Origin of the sequence: Actinoplanes solisilvae (assembly GCF_003999975.1) — a bacterium.
In the GTDB taxonomy this organism is placed as follows: Bacteria; Actinomycetota; Actinomycetes; order Mycobacteriales; family Micromonosporaceae; genus Actinoplanes; species Actinoplanes solisilvae.
This window is the reverse complement of the sequence record NZ_RJAC01000004.1, coordinates 289042-303968: the sequence shown is the minus strand read 5'-3', so window position 1 is coordinate 303968 and position 14927 is coordinate 289042. Positions and strand designations below refer to the sequence as shown.

General features: G+C 71.3%; 14 protein-coding genes. 6 read left to right on the top strand and 8 right to left on the bottom strand.

What is annotated here, in order from left to right; all coding sequences use genetic code 11:
* Nucleotides 1-4: 4 nt before the first annotated feature.
* Entirely contained in the window at nucleotides 5-220 is a 216-nt protein-coding gene (locus tag EER30_RS14815; RefSeq protein WP_127500999.1) for a hypothetical protein, read from the bottom strand.
* Nucleotides 221-304: 84 nt separating this feature from the next.
* On the opposite strand from EER30_RS14815, the gene EER30_RS14810 reads away from it, so the two are divergent.
* Entirely contained in the window at nucleotides 305-1057 is a 753-nt protein-coding gene (locus EER30_RS14810) for an N-formylglutamate amidohydrolase (RefSeq protein WP_240670020.1), read from the top strand.
* A gap of 6 nt (nucleotides 1058-1063) precedes the next feature.
* Here EER30_RS14810 and EER30_RS14805 read toward each other — a convergent pair whose 3' ends face one another.
* Entirely contained in the window at nucleotides 1064-3280 is a 2217-nt protein-coding gene (locus EER30_RS14805; protein WP_127500997.1) for a helix-turn-helix transcriptional regulator, read from the bottom strand.
* A gap of 74 nt (nucleotides 3281-3354) precedes the next feature.
* On the opposite strand from EER30_RS14805, the gene EER30_RS14800 reads away from it, so the two are divergent.
* On the top strand, nucleotides 3355-3780 hold the full coding sequence (locus tag EER30_RS14800) for a hypothetical protein (protein ID WP_127500996.1): 426 nt from the start codon (nucleotides 3355-3357) through the stop codon (nucleotides 3778-3780).
* A 79-nt stretch (nucleotides 3781-3859) separates the two neighbouring features.
* On the opposite strand, the gene EER30_RS14795 is transcribed toward EER30_RS14800, so the two are convergent.
* Entirely contained in the window at nucleotides 3860-4327 is a 468-nt protein-coding gene (locus EER30_RS14795) for a molybdenum cofactor biosysynthesis protein (protein ID WP_127500995.1), read from the bottom strand.
* A 9-nt stretch (nucleotides 4328-4336) separates the two neighbouring features.
* A complete protein-coding gene (locus EER30_RS14790; RefSeq protein ID WP_127500994.1) occupies nucleotides 4337-5632 on the bottom strand; it encodes a neutral zinc metallopeptidase in 1296 nt (431 codons plus the stop codon).
* Nucleotides 5633-5721: 89 nt separating this feature from the next.
* Here EER30_RS14790 and EER30_RS14785 point away from each other — a divergent pair, with 89 nt between their 5' ends.
* A complete protein-coding gene (locus EER30_RS14785; protein ID WP_127501168.1) occupies nucleotides 5722-6342 on the top strand; it encodes a formylglycine-generating enzyme family protein in 621 nt (206 codons plus the stop codon).
* On the opposite strand, the gene EER30_RS14780 is transcribed toward EER30_RS14785, so the two are convergent.
* From EER30_RS14780 to EER30_RS14770, 3 genes are all read right to left on the bottom strand, one after another.
* A complete protein-coding gene (locus EER30_RS14780) occupies nucleotides 6332-7966 on the bottom strand; it encodes an ABC-F family ATP-binding cassette domain-containing protein (RefSeq protein WP_127500993.1) in 1635 nt (544 codons plus the stop codon). The two genes, EER30_RS14785 and EER30_RS14780, sit on opposite strands and share 11 nt — an antisense overlap.
* A 12-nt stretch (nucleotides 7967-7978) precedes the next feature.
* Entirely contained in the window at nucleotides 7979-8800 is an 822-nt protein-coding gene (locus tag EER30_RS14775) for a PhzF family phenazine biosynthesis protein (protein ID WP_127500992.1), read from the bottom strand.
* Nucleotides 8801-8870: 70 nt separating this feature from the next.
* Nucleotides 8871-9455, bottom strand: a complete 585-nt coding sequence (locus tag EER30_RS14770; RefSeq protein ID WP_127500991.1) for a hypothetical protein — start codon at nucleotides 9453-9455, stop codon at nucleotides 8871-8873.
* Nucleotides 9456-9514: 59 nt separating this feature from the next.
* Here EER30_RS14770 and EER30_RS14765 point away from each other — a divergent pair, with 59 nt between their 5' ends.
* The 3 genes from EER30_RS14765 to EER30_RS14755 all read left to right on the top strand — a co-directional run bounded on the left by EER30_RS14765 (nucleotide 9515) and on the right by EER30_RS14755 (nucleotide 13943).
* The gene (locus EER30_RS14765; RefSeq protein WP_127500990.1) at nucleotides 9515-10933 is read left to right on the top strand and encodes a sigma 54-interacting transcriptional regulator; all 1419 of its coding nucleotides are present in this window, start codon (nucleotides 9515-9517) and stop codon (nucleotides 10931-10933) included.
* Nucleotides 10934-11012: 79 nt separating this feature from the next.
* A complete protein-coding gene (locus EER30_RS14760) occupies nucleotides 11013-12965 on the top strand; it encodes a vWA domain-containing protein (protein ID WP_127500989.1) in 1953 nt (650 codons plus the stop codon).
* Nucleotides 12966-12989: 24 nt separating this feature from the next.
* A complete protein-coding gene (locus EER30_RS14755; RefSeq protein ID WP_127500988.1) occupies nucleotides 12990-13943 on the top strand; it encodes a helix-turn-helix transcriptional regulator in 954 nt (317 codons plus the stop codon).
* Here the strand turns inward: EER30_RS14755 and EER30_RS14750 are convergent.
* On the bottom strand, nucleotides 13934-14851 hold the full coding sequence (locus EER30_RS14750; protein WP_127500987.1) for an SDR family oxidoreductase: 918 nt from the start codon (nucleotides 14849-14851) through the stop codon (nucleotides 13934-13936). The genes EER30_RS14755 and EER30_RS14750 overlap by 10 nt on opposite strands.
* Nucleotides 14852-14927: the final 76 nt, after the last annotated feature.

Sequence of the window (14927 nt, the reverse complement as noted above, 5' to 3'; positions counted from 1 at the left end):
TCTGTCAGCCGTTGAGGTCGGCCGTGCGGAACGTGGCGAGCAGCGCCTGCCGGCGGATGTCCACGGCGGCGGCCAGCGACTCGGTGGCGTTCGACGCGGAGTTCTGCCCCCAGAAGCCGATGCCCAGCGCGAGCACCATGCAGAGACAGACGCCCGTGAACGCGCCGCCGAGACGTACGCCGATCCGGATGTTGCTGATGAAACGCGTGCTGATCGCCATCGGGGCCTCCCGATGCCCCATATTATGGCTTTCATCCCTATCCAGAAGGATTTTCACGAAACGACGCTGGGTAGCATCCGCATCGTGTTTCACATCCAGCCCGGCGATCCGGGGTCCCCGGTGATCCTGCACGTGCCGCACGCGTCCCGCGCTCTGGGCTCTACCTCGTTCATGATCGACTCGCTGGACGAGGAGCTCGATCACCTCACTGACGCACACACCGACGTGATCGCGTCGCGGGCGGCTTCGGCCGTACGCCCCTGGGTCTTCGTCAATGGGCTGTCGCGGCTCGTGGTCGACCCGGAACGGTTCCCGGACGCGCGCGAGGAGATGCTGTCGGTGGGGATGGGCGCGGTCTACACGCACGGCTACGCGGGGCGACGTCTGCGAGCCGATGATCCCGTACGCGACGCCGCGCTGATCTCGTCCGTCTTCGAGCCCTATGCCGCGGCCATGACCTCGCTGGTCGCCGCGCGTCTGGCTGCCGTGGGCCGGGCCGTGGTGATCGACGTGCACTCGTATTCGACGGTGGCGTTGCCCTACGAGCTGCACGGCGCGGGGGAGCGGCCGCAGATCTGCCTGGGCACCGACGCCTTCCACACACCACCGTCGCTGCTGGCCCCGGCCACTCGGGCTTTCTCGTCGTACTCGGTCGCGATCGACACGCCGTTCGCCGGGGCGTATGTGCCGCTGAGCTACTACGGCGTGGAGCCCGCGGTGACCGCCCTGATGGTGGAGATCCGCCGCGACGTCTACATGACCGAGCTGGGCGGCGCGCCCCACGGCGGGCTCGACGGGGTGATCGCGGCCCTGGGCGCTCTGGTCGATGGGGTATGACCTGCCCTAGCGCTTGAGTCCGGCGACCCAGCTCGCGATCTGGGTGCGTGAATGGAAGCCCAGTTTGTTCAGGATGTTGCGCACGTGGCTCTCGACCGTGCGTTCCGAGATGAACAGCCGGGCGCCGATGTCCCTGTTGCTCAGGCCTTCGGCCACCAGCCCGGCGACATCGTTCTCGCGCTGTCTCAACGGACCGTCCGGGCTCGGGGCGGTCACCTCGCGCAGCGCCAGCCGCAGCGCGTCGGCCCGGCTCATCCGTCGGCCGTCGCGCAGCGACGACTCGAACCGGGCCGGGCCGAGGGCCGCCCGCACCGATGCGGTCGCCGACGACAGCGCGGGCGCCATTCCACTGTTGACGATCGCACCCACCTCGGCGCACAGCCCGTCCATGGCCCCGAGCAGCCGGGCCGCACGCTGCGGGTCGCGAACCGACGCGGCACACGCGCCGAGGCCGCCCAGCAGGTAACACTGCGCGACCCGGTCGTCTATCCGCCGGGCGATCGGCAGCGCCTCGGCGAACCGGCGTTCCGCCTCGCCGGCGTCACCGGAGCGCAGCGCGGCGAAGCCCTGGTTCACCAGCATCCACGTGAGGCTGTAAAGATCACCCGCCCGGCGACTCAGCCGCGCACCGTCGGCGGCCGCGGAACGGGCGGTCTCGAGATCACCGTCGCCGAGTGCGTTGAGGGTCCGAGCCTGGTGCACCATCAGCGTGGCACCGACGTCGTCGCGGCCGGCGGACAGGGCTGCCGCTTCGGCGAGCAGCCGTTCGGCCGACGGACGGTCGCCTGCCATGTGCGCCGCGATCGCCGCCATCGCGAGCAGCTGACACAGGACGTCGGGCTGCCCTTCCCCGCGGGCGGTGAGCACGCCACGCTCCAGCACCGGCACGGCGACGACCGGGTCGTTCTGCAGCACGGCCAGGAAACCCCGGGCGAAGCAGGTCCACGGCGACGCCGCCGCGGGAGCCAGTTCGTCGAGCCAGCGCACGCCCTCGGTCGTGGCGCGGGTGACCCAGAACCAGATCAGGCTCGTCGCCAGAGCGACGCCGCGACCGTCGCCGGACCAGGCCCGCAGCAAAGCCCGGACGTTGTCGACCTCCGGCTCGATCCACGTCAGCCACTCCACCAGCCGGTAGCGGCCCTCGGCACCGAATCGCGCGCACCGTTGCCGGTAGTGCTCCGCGCACCGATGCTCGAGGCCGTCCGAGGAACCGGTCGAGGCGGCGTACTCGCGCGTGGTCTCGTGCAGGCGGTAGAAGGCCGTGCCCGCAGCGGGCTCCCGCTGCAGCAGCGACTTGTCGACCAGCGAGGACACCAGTTCGACGCTCCGTGCCGCCGGCACGTCACCGAAGCAGCACACCGCCTCGACGTCGTCGAGCGTGAACCGGCCGGCGAACACCGAGAGCCGGGACAACATCGTCTGTTCGGCCGTCGTCAGCTGGTCGTAGCTCCACTCGAGGGTCGTGCGCAGCGTCTCGTGGCGCGGCAGGGCCGCCCGGGTGCCGTGGGCGAGCAGCGCGAACCGGTCGTGTAGCCGGTCGAGGATCTGGGCGGGGGCGAGCGCCCGCGTTCGCAGCGCCGCCAGCTCGATCGCCAGGGGCAACCCGTCGAGGCGCCGGCACAGGTCCACCACGGCCGCCCGGTTGGCGTCGGTGAGCTCGAAATCGCCCGACGCGGCCGCGGCGCGCTCGACGAAGAGCCGGACCGCTTCGTTCTCACCCGGACGCACCAGCGGATCGTTCACTGGCAGCGGCGGCACCGGCAGCAGGTGTTCCCCGGCCGCCCGCAGCGGCGCCTGGCTGGTGGCGACAACCCGCACCCCCGGCGCCGTCCGGAGCACGTCGCCGATCAGCTCGGCCGCGGCATCGAGCAGATGTTCGCAGTTGTCGACGACGAGCAGCAGTTCGGCGTCGCGCAGATGCCGGAGCAGCAGTTCACGCGGTTCGGAGGCGGCCTGGTCGCGCAGGTCGAGAGCCGCCATCGCGGTGTGCGTCACCAGCGCCGGGTCGCGCAGCATGCCGAGTTCGACCAGCCACGCGCCGTCCCGGAACCCGCGGGCGAGATCGGAGGCGAGGCGGACCGCGAGGCGCGTCTTGCCCACGCCACCGGGCCCGACGAGACTCACCAGGCGCCCGTCGGCCAGCTTCCTCCTCGCCTCGGCCAGCTCACGGCGGCGACCGACGAAGCTCGTGGCCTCGGCGGGGAGGTTGCCCGGTCGTCTCACGGCACGACGGTACTCAGTACCGGCTCCGTACTTCCACTGATGAGCGTCGACCTCGTTCTTCCTACCGTCTACTCATGACAACGAATACCCTGGTGAAACCCGTCGAGCTGTCATTGCCGCGCCTGTACGCGCTGCGCTTCGGCTACTCCCTGCTCGCGTTCGGTCTGGCGATCGAAACGTGGCCCGTCGTCGTGCACCACGACGCGTCCTGGACAGGGACGGAGAGCCTCGTCTACTGCATGCTGGCGGCGTTGTCGCTGCTGGCCTTCGTCGGCCTGCGCCACCCCGTGACGATGCTCCCGCTGCTTCTGTTCGAGTCGGCCTGGAAGCTGATCTGGCTGATCGCGGTGGCCCTGCCCGCCTGGCTCTCCGACTCAATGGACGACGAGACGTGGGGTTACACGGCCTCATGCCTACTCGTCGTCATCTTCCTGGCGGTGGTGCCGTGGCCCCACGTCATCCGGCATTACGTCCTGGCCACGGCCGAACGGTGGCGCTGAGGTCGTCCAGAGGCCGGCGTGACCGGCGAGGAGACCACTCCGGTCGTGCGCGGGTCAGAGCTTCCGGGCTTCATCGTCGTCAGGTAGTGACCATCACCGGGCCGACACGCAGGATGCCGTCGTCGAGGGGAGTGCAGCGGACGCCGCCTTTGCCGCGCAACGCTTTCCACGTGCCGGGGGCGACGGTGACGTCCATCCAGGCGCACGGGTGGGCCTTGCGGTTCACCCGCAGCCGCACCGGGCCGTCGCCCGAGTCGAGGGTCAGGATCTCGCCGATCAGGTCGTCGACGGGGAAGCCGGCCAGCAGGATGTTGCGGCGGACGGCGGCCAGGCCCGCGCCGGGCGGCAGAGACTCCTGGCTGATCACCGTCACGCTCGCGTCGCGGTGGGCCGGTTTCGCGAAGTAGCGGTCGCCGACGACGCCGAGGCCCGCGCGGATGCGCAGCGACGGGACGAGTTCGCCGGGCGGGGCGGGCGCCGGGCCGTCGGAGGGCCGCCCCTCGAACCGGTGGATCGGGGAGGCGAGCAGTTCGACGATCTCCGGCACCCGTGAATCCTAGTTCGTGCAGGCCCGCAGCCCCTTCAGCACGCCCTCGCGGTAGGCGGCGATGCGGTCGAAGGCTGTCGGGCCGGTGTTGTCGGACGCGCGGCCGAAGGCCAGCAGGGCCGAGACGGCCTCGTCGAGGTCGCCGGGCGAGAGACGTACGCGGCTTTTGGCGTCTCGGGTCAGCAGGTCGTTGGTCCACGAGCCGGCGAGGCAGTCGACGGTCAGCTGGCCCTGCTCGGTGCGGGTGGCTTCACCCCGGCGGTCCTGGGCGGCGCGGGCGAACAGGTCGCCGAGCAGCATGCCGATCGCGAAGTCGCCGATGCGCTCGTGCAGCGCGGGACCGAGTTCGGTGCTGTCGAACGCGATGAAGTCGCCCTCGGGGCAGTAGAACGCCGCGCCCTCGGCCGACGCGTCGGGCTGGGGACAGGCGGGCGGCTCGCCGGCCCGGAACGGCTGGATCGCCAGGTCGGGCCAGTTCGCGCCGGTCAGCCGGGGGAAGGTGCGCTGCCAGTACGACTGGGCGTCGTCGGCGAGCAGGCTGACCGCCTCGTCGTAGCCCAGGTTGCCGCCGCTGGCCGCCTCCTCGCGAGTGCTGAACGGCACCTCGGTGACCGGCAGGTTCCGCGCCCGATATCCGGCGCACGTGGTCACACCTTCGTCGACGCCGTCCTGCAGGGCCCGGATGCGGTCGAACGCGTTGCCGTGCGCGCCCTCGGCCAGGGCCGGTGTTCCGGGCTGGTCGCGCAGCTGGAGCACGCCCGCCACACTGTCGTCGAGCTGGGCCGGCGTCACGTCCTTGAACGCGGTCGACTTCCCGGCCAGCACGTCGGCCAGCCACGCCCCGGCATAGCAGTCGGCCTGCTGCTCGAGCACGACGGTCGGCTGGTCCGCCGGACCGATGCGGCCCTGGATCGCGTGCCCGTACTCGTGGGCCATGACGACCCCGACCAGCAGCGGGCCGAAGTCCTCCTGCAGTTCGGGGATCAGCCGCTGGGCGTCCCACGCGATGAAGTCGTCGGGCGGGCAGTAGAAGGCGTTCGGCTCGTACGAGGACTGCTGCCCTCCGCAGGCCGGAGGAGGATCACTTTCCGAGTACGGGAAGTAGCCGCCCCGCACCGGCGTGAACTTCTCGCCGCCCGAGACGGCGCCGAACTCGGCCGCCCAGAAACGTTCGACGTCCTTCAGCGCCTGGGTGACCACGTCGGGACCGGCCGGGCGCTGCTGCTCCCGGTCGACGGAGACGATCGAGCACCCGCCCAGCAGCCCGATCGTCGCGACCAGCGCGGCGGTGAACAGACGCTTCATCGGGCTCTCCTCAAGGGTCCGGCGTTAGCGATGACGGTAGTGCCCCGAGTCGACGGTCGCGCAACCGTAGAGTGGCGGCCATGCCGGAGATGATCACGCTGCCCGCGGGAGTGGTCCAGCTCTCCGACCGTCGCACCCAGCGACGCTGGCAGGTCGCGCTGACGTCGTACGAGATCGGGGTCTTTCCGATCACCCGCGCCGAGTACGGCCTGGCCGGCGACGCGCGTCGGCCGGCCGAGAGTGTGTCCTGGCTGGACGCGGTCGCCTACTGCAACACCCTGTCGATCGCGGAGGGGCTGCCGGAGGCGTACAAGATCGACGCGGACTCGGCCGTCACGGTGACGGGTGAGCCGGGATATCGGCTGCCGACCGAGGCCGAATGGGAGTACGCCTGCCGGGCCGGAACCGACGGACCGCGCTACGGCCCCCTCGACGAGATCGCCTGGTACCGGGGCAACTCCGGCGAGCGGCTGCACGACGTCGGCGGCAAACGCCCGAACGCGTGGGGCCTGTACGACATGCTCGGCAACGTGTGGAACTGGTGCTGGGACCTCTACGACCCCGAGGTGTACGGCGGCTACCGCGTGCTGCGCGGCGGCGGCTGGTTCGACGAGCACTGGAGTTGCCGCGCCTCGGTGCGCCGCCGCAGTCATCCGACGTTCCGGGTCGACGACGTCGGTTTCCGGGTGGCCCGCTCGATCAGCCCGTGACCTTGCCGTCCGCGACCTCGAGGCGGCGGGTGACCGTGACGGCCTCCAACATGCGGCGGTCGTGGGTGACCAGCAGCAGAGTTCCCGCGTACGACGCCAGCGCGGACTCGAGCTGCTCGATCGCGGGCAGGTCGAGGTGGTTGGTCGGCTCGTCCAGGACCAGCAGGTTCACGCCGCGGGCCTGCAGCAACGCCAGCGCGGCGCGGGTGCGCTCGCCCGGTGACAGGCTCGCCGCCGGGCGCGGCACGTGCGCGGCGCGCAGCCCGAACTTGGCCAGCAGCGTCCGCACGTCGGCGTCGCTGAGATCCGGGACGGCGAGCCCGAACGCGGCCGCCAACGGCTGATCGCCCAGGAACAGCCCGCGAGCCTGGTCGACCTCCCCGACGACGACGCCCGAACCGAGGTGCGCGGAGCCCTCGTCCAGCGGCAGCCGGCCGAGCAGGGCGGCGAGCAGCGTCGACTTGCCCGACCCGTTCGCGCCGGTGATCGCGATCCGGTCGGCCCAGTCGACCTGCAGCGTGACCGGGCCGAGCTGGAAGTCGCCGCGCCGCACGACGGCGTCGCGCAGGGTCGCCACGACCGAACCCGAGCGGGGCGCGGCCGCGATCTCCATGCGCAGCTCCCACTCCTTGCGCGGCTCCTCGACGACCTCCAGACGCTCGATCATCTTCTCGGTCTGGCGGGCCTTCGCGGCCTGCTTCTCGCTGGTCTCGCCGCGCTGGTTCTTGGCGATCTTGTCGTTGTCGGGGGCCTTGCGGCGGGCGTTGCGCACCCCCTTGTCCATCCAGGCGCGCTGGGTGCGAGCGCGTTCGAGCAGGTCCTCCTTCTTGTCGGAGTACTCCTCGAACTGCTCGCGTGCGTGCCGGCGGGAACGGTCGCGCTCCTCCAGGTAGGCCGCGTAGCCACCGCCGTACAGATTGACCTGTTGCTGGGCCAGGTCGAGCTCGAGCACCTTGGTGACCGTGCGGGTGAGGAACTCGCGGTCGTGGCTGACCACCAGCGCCCCGGCGCGCAGACCGGCGACGAACTCCTCGAGGCGGCGCAACCCGTCGAGGTCGAGGTCGTTGGTGGGCTCGTCGAGAAGGAACACGTCGTAACGGCTGAGCAGCAGCGACGCCATGCCGGCGCGGGCGGCCTGACCGCCGGAGAGCGCGGTCATCGGATGATCGAGGCCGACCGTCAGGTGCAGTTCGGCCGCGACCTGTTCGGCGCGCTCGTCGAGGTCGGCGCCGCCCAGGTCGAGCCAGCGTTCGAGGGCGGTCGCGTACTCGTCGTCGGAGCCGGGCCGGCCCTCGGTCAGCGCCTCGGTCGCCGCGTCGAGCGCCGCCTGGGCCGGGCCGACCCCCGTGCGGCGGGCCAGGAAGTCGCGCACGGTCTCACCCTCGCGGCGCTCACGTTCCTGCGGCAGATAGCCGACGTTCGCGCTGGGCGGGCTGAGCGAGACGGTTCCGCTCTCCAACGGCACAAGCCCGGCCAGCGTACGCAGGAGGGTCGTCTTCCCCGCGCCGTTGACCCCGACCAGGCCGATGACGTCGCCGGGCGCCACGACCAGGTCGAGACCGGAGAACAGGACACGGTCGCCGTGCCCGGCGGCCAGTTCACGGGCAATCAAGGTGGCACTCATCGCGCCGCCATCCTATGCGGGCAGCGCGACCGCCGTTCCACTCACCCGCACCCGCGGGTCGTCGGGGACCAGGCTGATCGTGAGCCGGCTCGGCCGCCCCAGGTCGTCGCCCTGCCGCAGGTGGACCGTGGCGTCGTCGGGCACCAGCTTCAGCGCGCGTAGATAGCCGCCCAGCGCCGCCGCGGCCGCTCCCGTGGCGGGATCCTCGACCACGCCACCGACCGGGAACGGATTGCGTACGTCGAAACTGCCGGCCCCGGTGCGGTGCACGAGCTGGATCGTCGTCCAGCCCTTCGCCTCCATGAGCTCCTTGAGAGCCGCGAAGTCGTAGTCGAGGTCGGCCAGCCGCTGCCGGCTGCGCACAGCGATCACCGGGTGATGAGCTCCCGCGTACGCCACCCGGGGTGGAACCTCGGGGTCGAGCTCGTCGGCACTCCAGCGCAGCGCCGCGAGAATCTGCGCCAGCTCGACGCTCGTAAGGTCGGTGATCAAGGGCGCGACGCTGGTCAGGGTGGCCCGCCCGGCGTCGTCGACCGTCACCGGCACCTCACCCGCGTTGGTCGTGAAGACGTGGTCGCCGGGCCCGAGCGCGACGGCCGTGGCCACGGTGGCGTGCCCGCAGAACGGCACCTCGATCAGCGGGCTGAAGTAGCGCACCCGGTAGTGGTTCCCACCCAGCCGCTGAGTGATGAACGCCGTCTCGGAATACCCGACCTCCGCCGCGATCTTCAACATCGCCGCGTCGTCCAACCCGGCGGCGTCGCGCACCACACCCGCCGGGTTGCCACCGGAGGGATCGTCGCTGAACGCCGCGTACCGCTCGATGCTCGCCATGCCCCTCACCCTGCCGCGCCGGGTCGCCGCGACGCGAGCGCCAGATCGACGCCCGTGGCTGCGGCGCACGTCACATCGCCCGGTCCTGCCACGGCTGATAGCCCCTAATGCCCGAGCCCGCGGTCCGCAGCCGTTCCTCCAGCCACGATCGCAGATAGACCTCGTCCTTCCGGGCGACGTGAATGCCCCACGACGAGAGCCCGAAGAACAGCACCATCCCACCGAGCGGTGCCAGGCACACGAGGAACACGGGAGCGCCGGCGTCGCCGTTCGACGCCAGGACAATGGCGTGGCCCAGGAGGGCGAGGAACAGGCAGAAGGCAAGACCGAGCCAGGTCGCGCTGAAGACCAGCGTGAAGATCGACCAGCCCAGCCGCCCGACGAACCGTGACCCGGTCGCCGTCGGTTCTAGCCTGCCCCGAACGCTCGGGCACCACGAATTCCGTACGCCCGCGGTGATCGCGGTCAACGAGAGCCGTCGCCGGCCGACCCGTCCGATCACGTGCTGACCGCCGCGGTTGCTGTACGCGGCGCGAAAGGACGAGGTGAGGCCCGCCTTGATCCGCTTGCGCACGTCGTCGACCGACGCCGGCGACGCCAGTTCCACCCGCTCGGACCGCCACGCCCGTAACCAGACCCCAATCCATCGATTCACGCCGACATTGTGGGTCTTGCGGCGGCGGCATGTCACAACCTCGGAGTAGCGTTCTTGCGGTGACAGACGCACCAACCGCGATCACACCTCCCACCGACCTTCCGCGCACTCTGGGCGAGCTGCGGGCCTCGGGCCACGAGTTCCGCACCGTCAAGGAAGAGCTGCGCGACAACCTGCTGGCCCGCATGCGGAACGGGGAGCCGCGCTTCCCGGGCATCGTGGGTTACGACGACACCGTTCTTCCCGAGGTGGAGCGGGCTCTTCTCGCCGGGCACGACATGGTTCTGCTTGGCGAGCGGGGGCAGGGCAAGACCCGGCTCATCCGGGGGCTCGTCGGGCTGCTCGACGAGTGGACGCCGGTCATCACCGGGTCCGAGCTGCACGAACATCCGTACCACCCGTTGACCCCGGCGTCGCGGCGGCTGGTGGCCGAGACCGGTGAACTGCTGCCGATCTCGTGGCTGCACCGCTCCGAGCGCTACGGCGAGAAGCTCGCCACCCCCGACACCAGCGTCGGCGACCTGATCGGCGACGTCGACCCGATCAAGGTGGCCGAGGGCCGGGCGCTGGGTGACCCCGAGACGATTCACTTCGGGCTGGTGCCGCGCACCAACCGGGGCATCTTCGCGGTCAACGAGCTGCCCGACCTGGCCGAGCGCATCCAGGTGTCGCTGCTCAACGTGCTCGAGGAACGCGACATCCAGGTCCGCGGCTACCAGCTGCGGCTGCCGCTCGACCTGCTGCTCGTCGCGTCGGCCAACCCCGAGGACTACACGAACCGCGGCCGCATCATCACCCCGCTCAAGGACCGGTTCGGCGCCGAGATCCGTACGCATTATCCGGTCGATCTCACCCTCGAGACCGAGCTCGTGCGGCAGGAGGCGGCGCTGGTCGCGGCCGTGCCCGACCACCTGATCGACGTGCTGGCCCGCTACACCCGGGCCGTGCGGGAATCGCCGGCCGTGGACTCCCGGTCGGGGATCTCGGCCCGGTTCGCCATCGCCGCGGCCGAGACGACGGCGGCCTCGGCCCTGCGCCGCAGCGGTCTGCGTCAGGAGAAGGAGGCCGTCGCCCGCGTCTGCGACACCGCCTCCGTGACGTCGACGCTGCGCGGCAAGGTCGAGTTCGAGAGCGGCGAGGAGGGGCGCGAGACCGAGGTCCTGGCCCACCTGCTGCGGGTCGCGACGGCCGAGACGTTCCGCGACCGGCTGGGCGGGCTCGACCTGTCCGGTTTCACCGATCTCGTCGCCGAGGGCGCGATCATCGAGACGGGCGATCTGGTCAGCGCCGACGAGCTGCTCGGCCAGATCGGCACCGTGCCGGGCCTGGCCAAGGTGCTCGACCGGCTGGGCCTGGGTGACGCGCCGTCGCCGGGGCAGGCCGCCTCGGGCATCGAGTTCGTGCTGGAGGGGCTGCATCTGACCCGCCGCCTGGCCAAGGAACTGACCGACGACGGCCGCACCCTCTACGGGAGCTGACAGTGGGCGAACGAAGTGAGTCCACCAGCAGGCTCAGTCGGCCCACTCATGCCAGCACGCAGCGAAGCAGAGTGCTGGCATGAGTAACAGGTTCCGTTACGGGGCGTGGCGGGACGGGCCCGACCCGCTCGCCCCGCCCTACGACGTGCGCGCCGCCGTCGACGAGGTCGGCGAACGTGTGCTGGCCGGCGACAGCCTGCGTGACGTGCTGCGCGACCTGGTGCGGCGCGGACCGCAGGACGGTCGCGGGCTCGACGAGCTGCGCGACCGGGCCCGGCGCATGCGGCGTGAGGCGCTGCGCCGGGGCAATCTCGACGGCGCGGTGACCCGGGCCCAGCAGCTGCTCGACCAGGCCGTGGCCACCGAGCGCGACGAGCTGCGGGGCCGCGACGACGACGATGCCCGCTTCTCCGAGGCGGTCCTCGACAACCTGCCCCGTTCGACGTCGCGGGCCGTCGAGGAGCTGTCCGACTATTCGTGGAGGTCGCCCGAGGCGCAGGCGCTCTACCAGCAGATCCTCGACGGGCTGCGGCGCGAGGTGGTCGAGCAGCGGTTCGCCGGCATGAAGCAGGCGCTGCAGCAGGGCGACCTCGAGGGCGTCTCCGAGATGGTGTCCGACCTCAACGACCTGCTCGCGAAGCACGCCCGCGGTGAGGACACCAACGACGCCTTCCAGCAGTTCATGGACAAGCACGGCCAGTTCTTCCCCGAGCAGCCCAAGAACGTCGAGGAGCTGATCGACTCCCTGGCCCGGCGGGCGGCGGCGGCCGAGCGGCTCATGCGTTCGCTCTCCCCGCAGCAGCAGGAAGAGCTGTCGCGTCTGATGGACCAGGCCCTGGGCGACGGTCCGTTGCGTGGTCAGCTCGGCGAGCTGACCGACAACCTGCGGGCTCTGCGGCCCCAGCTCAACTGGGGGCGCGGCGAGAAGATGCGCGGCCCCGAAGACCTCGGTTATGGCGACGCGGCGGCTGCCCTGGGCGAGATCGGGGAGCTCGACGAGCTGCTCGACCAGCTCGGGCAGGAACATCCGGGGGCCACGCTCGACGACGTCGACGTCGAGATGGTCGAACGGCAGCTCGGCCGCTCGGCCGCCGACGACGTGCGGCGGCTGCGTGAGCTCGAGCGGGAACTGAGCCGGCAGGGCTGGGTCACGCGCGACTCGGAAGGGCTCACGCTCTCGCCGAAGGCGTTGCGCCGGCTCGGGCGTACGGCGCTGGCTCAGGTCTTCGACGATCTGTCGGGCCGTAAGCAGGGGCAGCACGACCTGCGCGACGCCGGGGCGGCGGGCGACCTGATCGGCTCGTCGCGGCGCTGGGAGTACGGCGACGAGCAACCGCTCGACGTCGTGCGCACGATCGGCAACGCGGTGCGGCGGCGCGCCTCGGGCGGCGGGGTGGGCGTTCTTCCCGTACGCCTCGAGCCCGACGACTTCGAGGTGGCCGAGACCGAGCGGCGCGCGTCGGCGGCGGTCGCGCTGCTGGTCGACCTGTCCTACTCGATGTACGCCGACGGTCGCTGGGGCCCGATGAAGCAGACCGCCCTGGCCCTGTCGCATCTGGTCGCGACCCAGTTCCCGCAGGACTCGCTGCAGATCATCGGGTTCGGCAAGTACGCGTCGGCGCTGTCCCAGGCCGAGCTGGCCGCGATCGACCCGACCGCCGAGAAGGGCACGAACCTGCAGCACGCCCTCAAACTGGCGAGCCGGCATCTGCGCCGTCACCCGGGGGCCGAACCGGTCGTGCTGGTCGTGACCGACGGGGAGCCGACGGCCCACCTCGAGCCGGACGGCGAGGCGATGTTCTGGTGGCCGCCGCTGCCCGAGACGATCCGGGCGACGGTCCACGAGATCGACCACCTGACCCGGTACGGGGCCACGCTGAACTTCTTCATGCTGGGTGAGGACCCGGGGTTGCAGAGGTTCGTGGCCGCGGTCGCCGAACGCAACGGCGGCCGGGTCTTCAGCCCGGACGCCGCCGAACTGGGCCGCTACGTGGTCGACGACTACGTGCGCGCCCGCCGGGGCCGCCGCTGAGAGTCAGCCGGGCAGAATGCGTGCATGCGCGCTGCCCGGCTGATCAACCTCGTCCTGCTGCTGCAGGCGCGCGGCACGATGACCGCGGCCGAACTGGCCGGCGAGCTCGAGGTGTCGGAGCGCACCGTTTATCGCGACGTGCTCGCGTTGTCGGCGGCGGGCGTGCCGGTCTACGCCGAGCAGGGCCGGACCGGCGGCTATCGGCTGGTCGACGGCTATCGCACCCGGCTGACCGGGCTGAGCCGGGCCGAGGCCGAGGCGCTGTTCCTGGCCGGTCTGCCCGGTCCGGCGCGCGACCTGGGGCTGACCGAACCGGCCCGCGCGGCCCGGCTGAAGATGCTCGCCGCGCTGCCGCCGGGTCTGCGGGAGGCCTCCGAGCGGGCGGGGCAGCGGTTCCACCTCGACGCGCCGGGCTGGTTCGCCGACCCGTCGCCGCCGGAGCTGCTGGCCGAACTGGCCGACGCGGTGTGGCATGACCGGGTGCTGACGATGGTCTACCGGCGCCGCGACGAGGTGACGCGCACCGTGGCGCCGTACGGGCTGGTTCTCAAGAACGGCGTCTGGTATCTCGTCGGGAAGGTCGGGGACAGCCTGCGGTCGTACCGGGTGGATCGGATCGTGTCGGTGACCGTGGACGACGCCCTGTTCGTCCGGGACGACGGGTTCGACCTGCCCGGCTTCTGGGCCGAGCGGGCCGTCGAGTTCGTCCAGCAGATGCTGCGCGAGACGATCGACATCCGATTGAGCCCAGCCGGCGTACGGCTTCTCCGGTTCGTCGTCGAGGCGGTGGCTGTGCCCGGCGAGTTCGGCGAGCCGGACGCGGACGGTTGGGTCCACGCCCGGCTGCCGGTCGAGTCGTTCGACGTCGCCTACACGTACATGTTGCGGCTGGGGCCCGAAGTGGAAGTGCTCGCTCCGCCCGCGCTCCGGGAGCGGATGGCCGGCGCGGCGTTGCGGATGGGTGAGCTCTACCGGTAGCCGGTCACGTCGGCCGGTAGGCCCGCGTCCTGCACCTCGACCAGGTAGCGCCACGCGTCGGGACGGCTGCCGTCGAGGTCGGTGAAGCCGTAGACCTGGGCCAGTTCGCCGCTCGACACCGACGTGCCGTTCCACCGGGCCCGGTCCGGGTCGGCGGCCAGGGCGGCAACCGCCCTGCCCACGTACGCCGGGGTCTCGGAGATGGCGAAGTGGGGTTCCTTGGCCGTGCCGTCGAGCCAGTTGTCCTCGGTGACGCCGTAATGCTCGAGCATCATCTCGGAGCGCAGCCAGCCCGGCGTCAGCGCCACCGCGGTCGCGCCGTGCTCGGGCAGATCCTTCGACCAGGCGAAGGCGAGGCGGTTCACCGACGTCTTGGCGAGGTCGTAGAAGACCGACAGGCGGTAGTTCTTGTCGTTGTAGTCCGTGGTGCCGTCACCGACCTCGATGACCAGGCCACCCGGTTTGCGGATCAGCAGCGGCATCGCGAAGTGGCTGGTGATGATGTGCGTGTCGATCGCGAGACGCAGCAGCCGGAAGCCCGCGTCGAGGGGCTGCTCCCACACCGGCTTGTGCCAGGTGGCGAGGGGGTCGCCGCCCCAGACGTCGTTGACCAGCACGTCGAGCCGGCCCTGCTCGGTGTCGATCCGGTCGACGAGATCTTTGACCTGCTCGGGGACGAGGTGGTCGACGGCGACAGCGATGCCCTCGCCCCCGGCCGCGGTGACGAGCTCGGCCGTCTCCTCGATCGTCTCGGGGCGGTTCATCTCGGAGCGGTGCTCGCGGGTGCTGCGGCCGGTGGCGTAGACGGTGGCGCCGGCCGCGCCGAGCTGGACGGCGATCTGCCTGCCCGCCCCACGGGTGGCCCCGGCGACGAGGGCGATCTTGCCTTTCAGCGGTTGGTTCGACATGCGGCCGACGCTGCCACCAATACCTGACAACCGATGGCCGAATTTACCGAAGAGCTCAGGCGGCGCGGCGGTAGAC

Coding starts and splice junctions, on each gene's coding strand:
- EER30_RS14815 (WP_127500999.1), bottom strand. CDS start 220: ATGGCGATCAGCACGCGTTTCATCAGCAACATCCGGATCGGCGTACGT.
- EER30_RS14800 (WP_127500996.1), top strand. CDS start 3,355: ATGACAACGAATACCCTGGTGAAACCCGTCGAGCTGTCATTGCCGCGC.
- EER30_RS14790 (WP_127500994.1), bottom strand. CDS start 5,632: ATGAAGCGTCTGTTCACCGCCGCGCTGGTCGCGACGATCGGGCTGCTG.
- EER30_RS14785 (WP_127501168.1), top strand. CDS start 5,722: ATGATCACGCTGCCCGCGGGAGTGGTCCAGCTCTCCGACCGTCGCACC.
- EER30_RS14780 (WP_127500993.1), bottom strand. CDS start 7,966: ATGAGTGCCACCTTGATTGCCCGTGAACTGGCCGCCGGGCACGGCGAC.
- EER30_RS14775 (WP_127500992.1), bottom strand. CDS start 8,800: ATGGCGAGCATCGAGCGGTACGCGGCGTTCAGCGACGATCCCTCCGGT.
- EER30_RS14760 (WP_127500989.1), top strand. CDS start 11,013: ATGAGTAACAGGTTCCGTTACGGGGCGTGGCGGGACGGGCCCGACCCG.
- EER30_RS14755 (WP_127500988.1), top strand. CDS start 12,990: ATGCGCGCTGCCCGGCTGATCAACCTCGTCCTGCTGCTGCAGGCGCGC.
- EER30_RS14750 (WP_127500987.1), bottom strand. CDS start 14,851: ATGTCGAACCAACCGCTGAAAGGCAAGATCGCCCTCGTCGCCGGGGCC.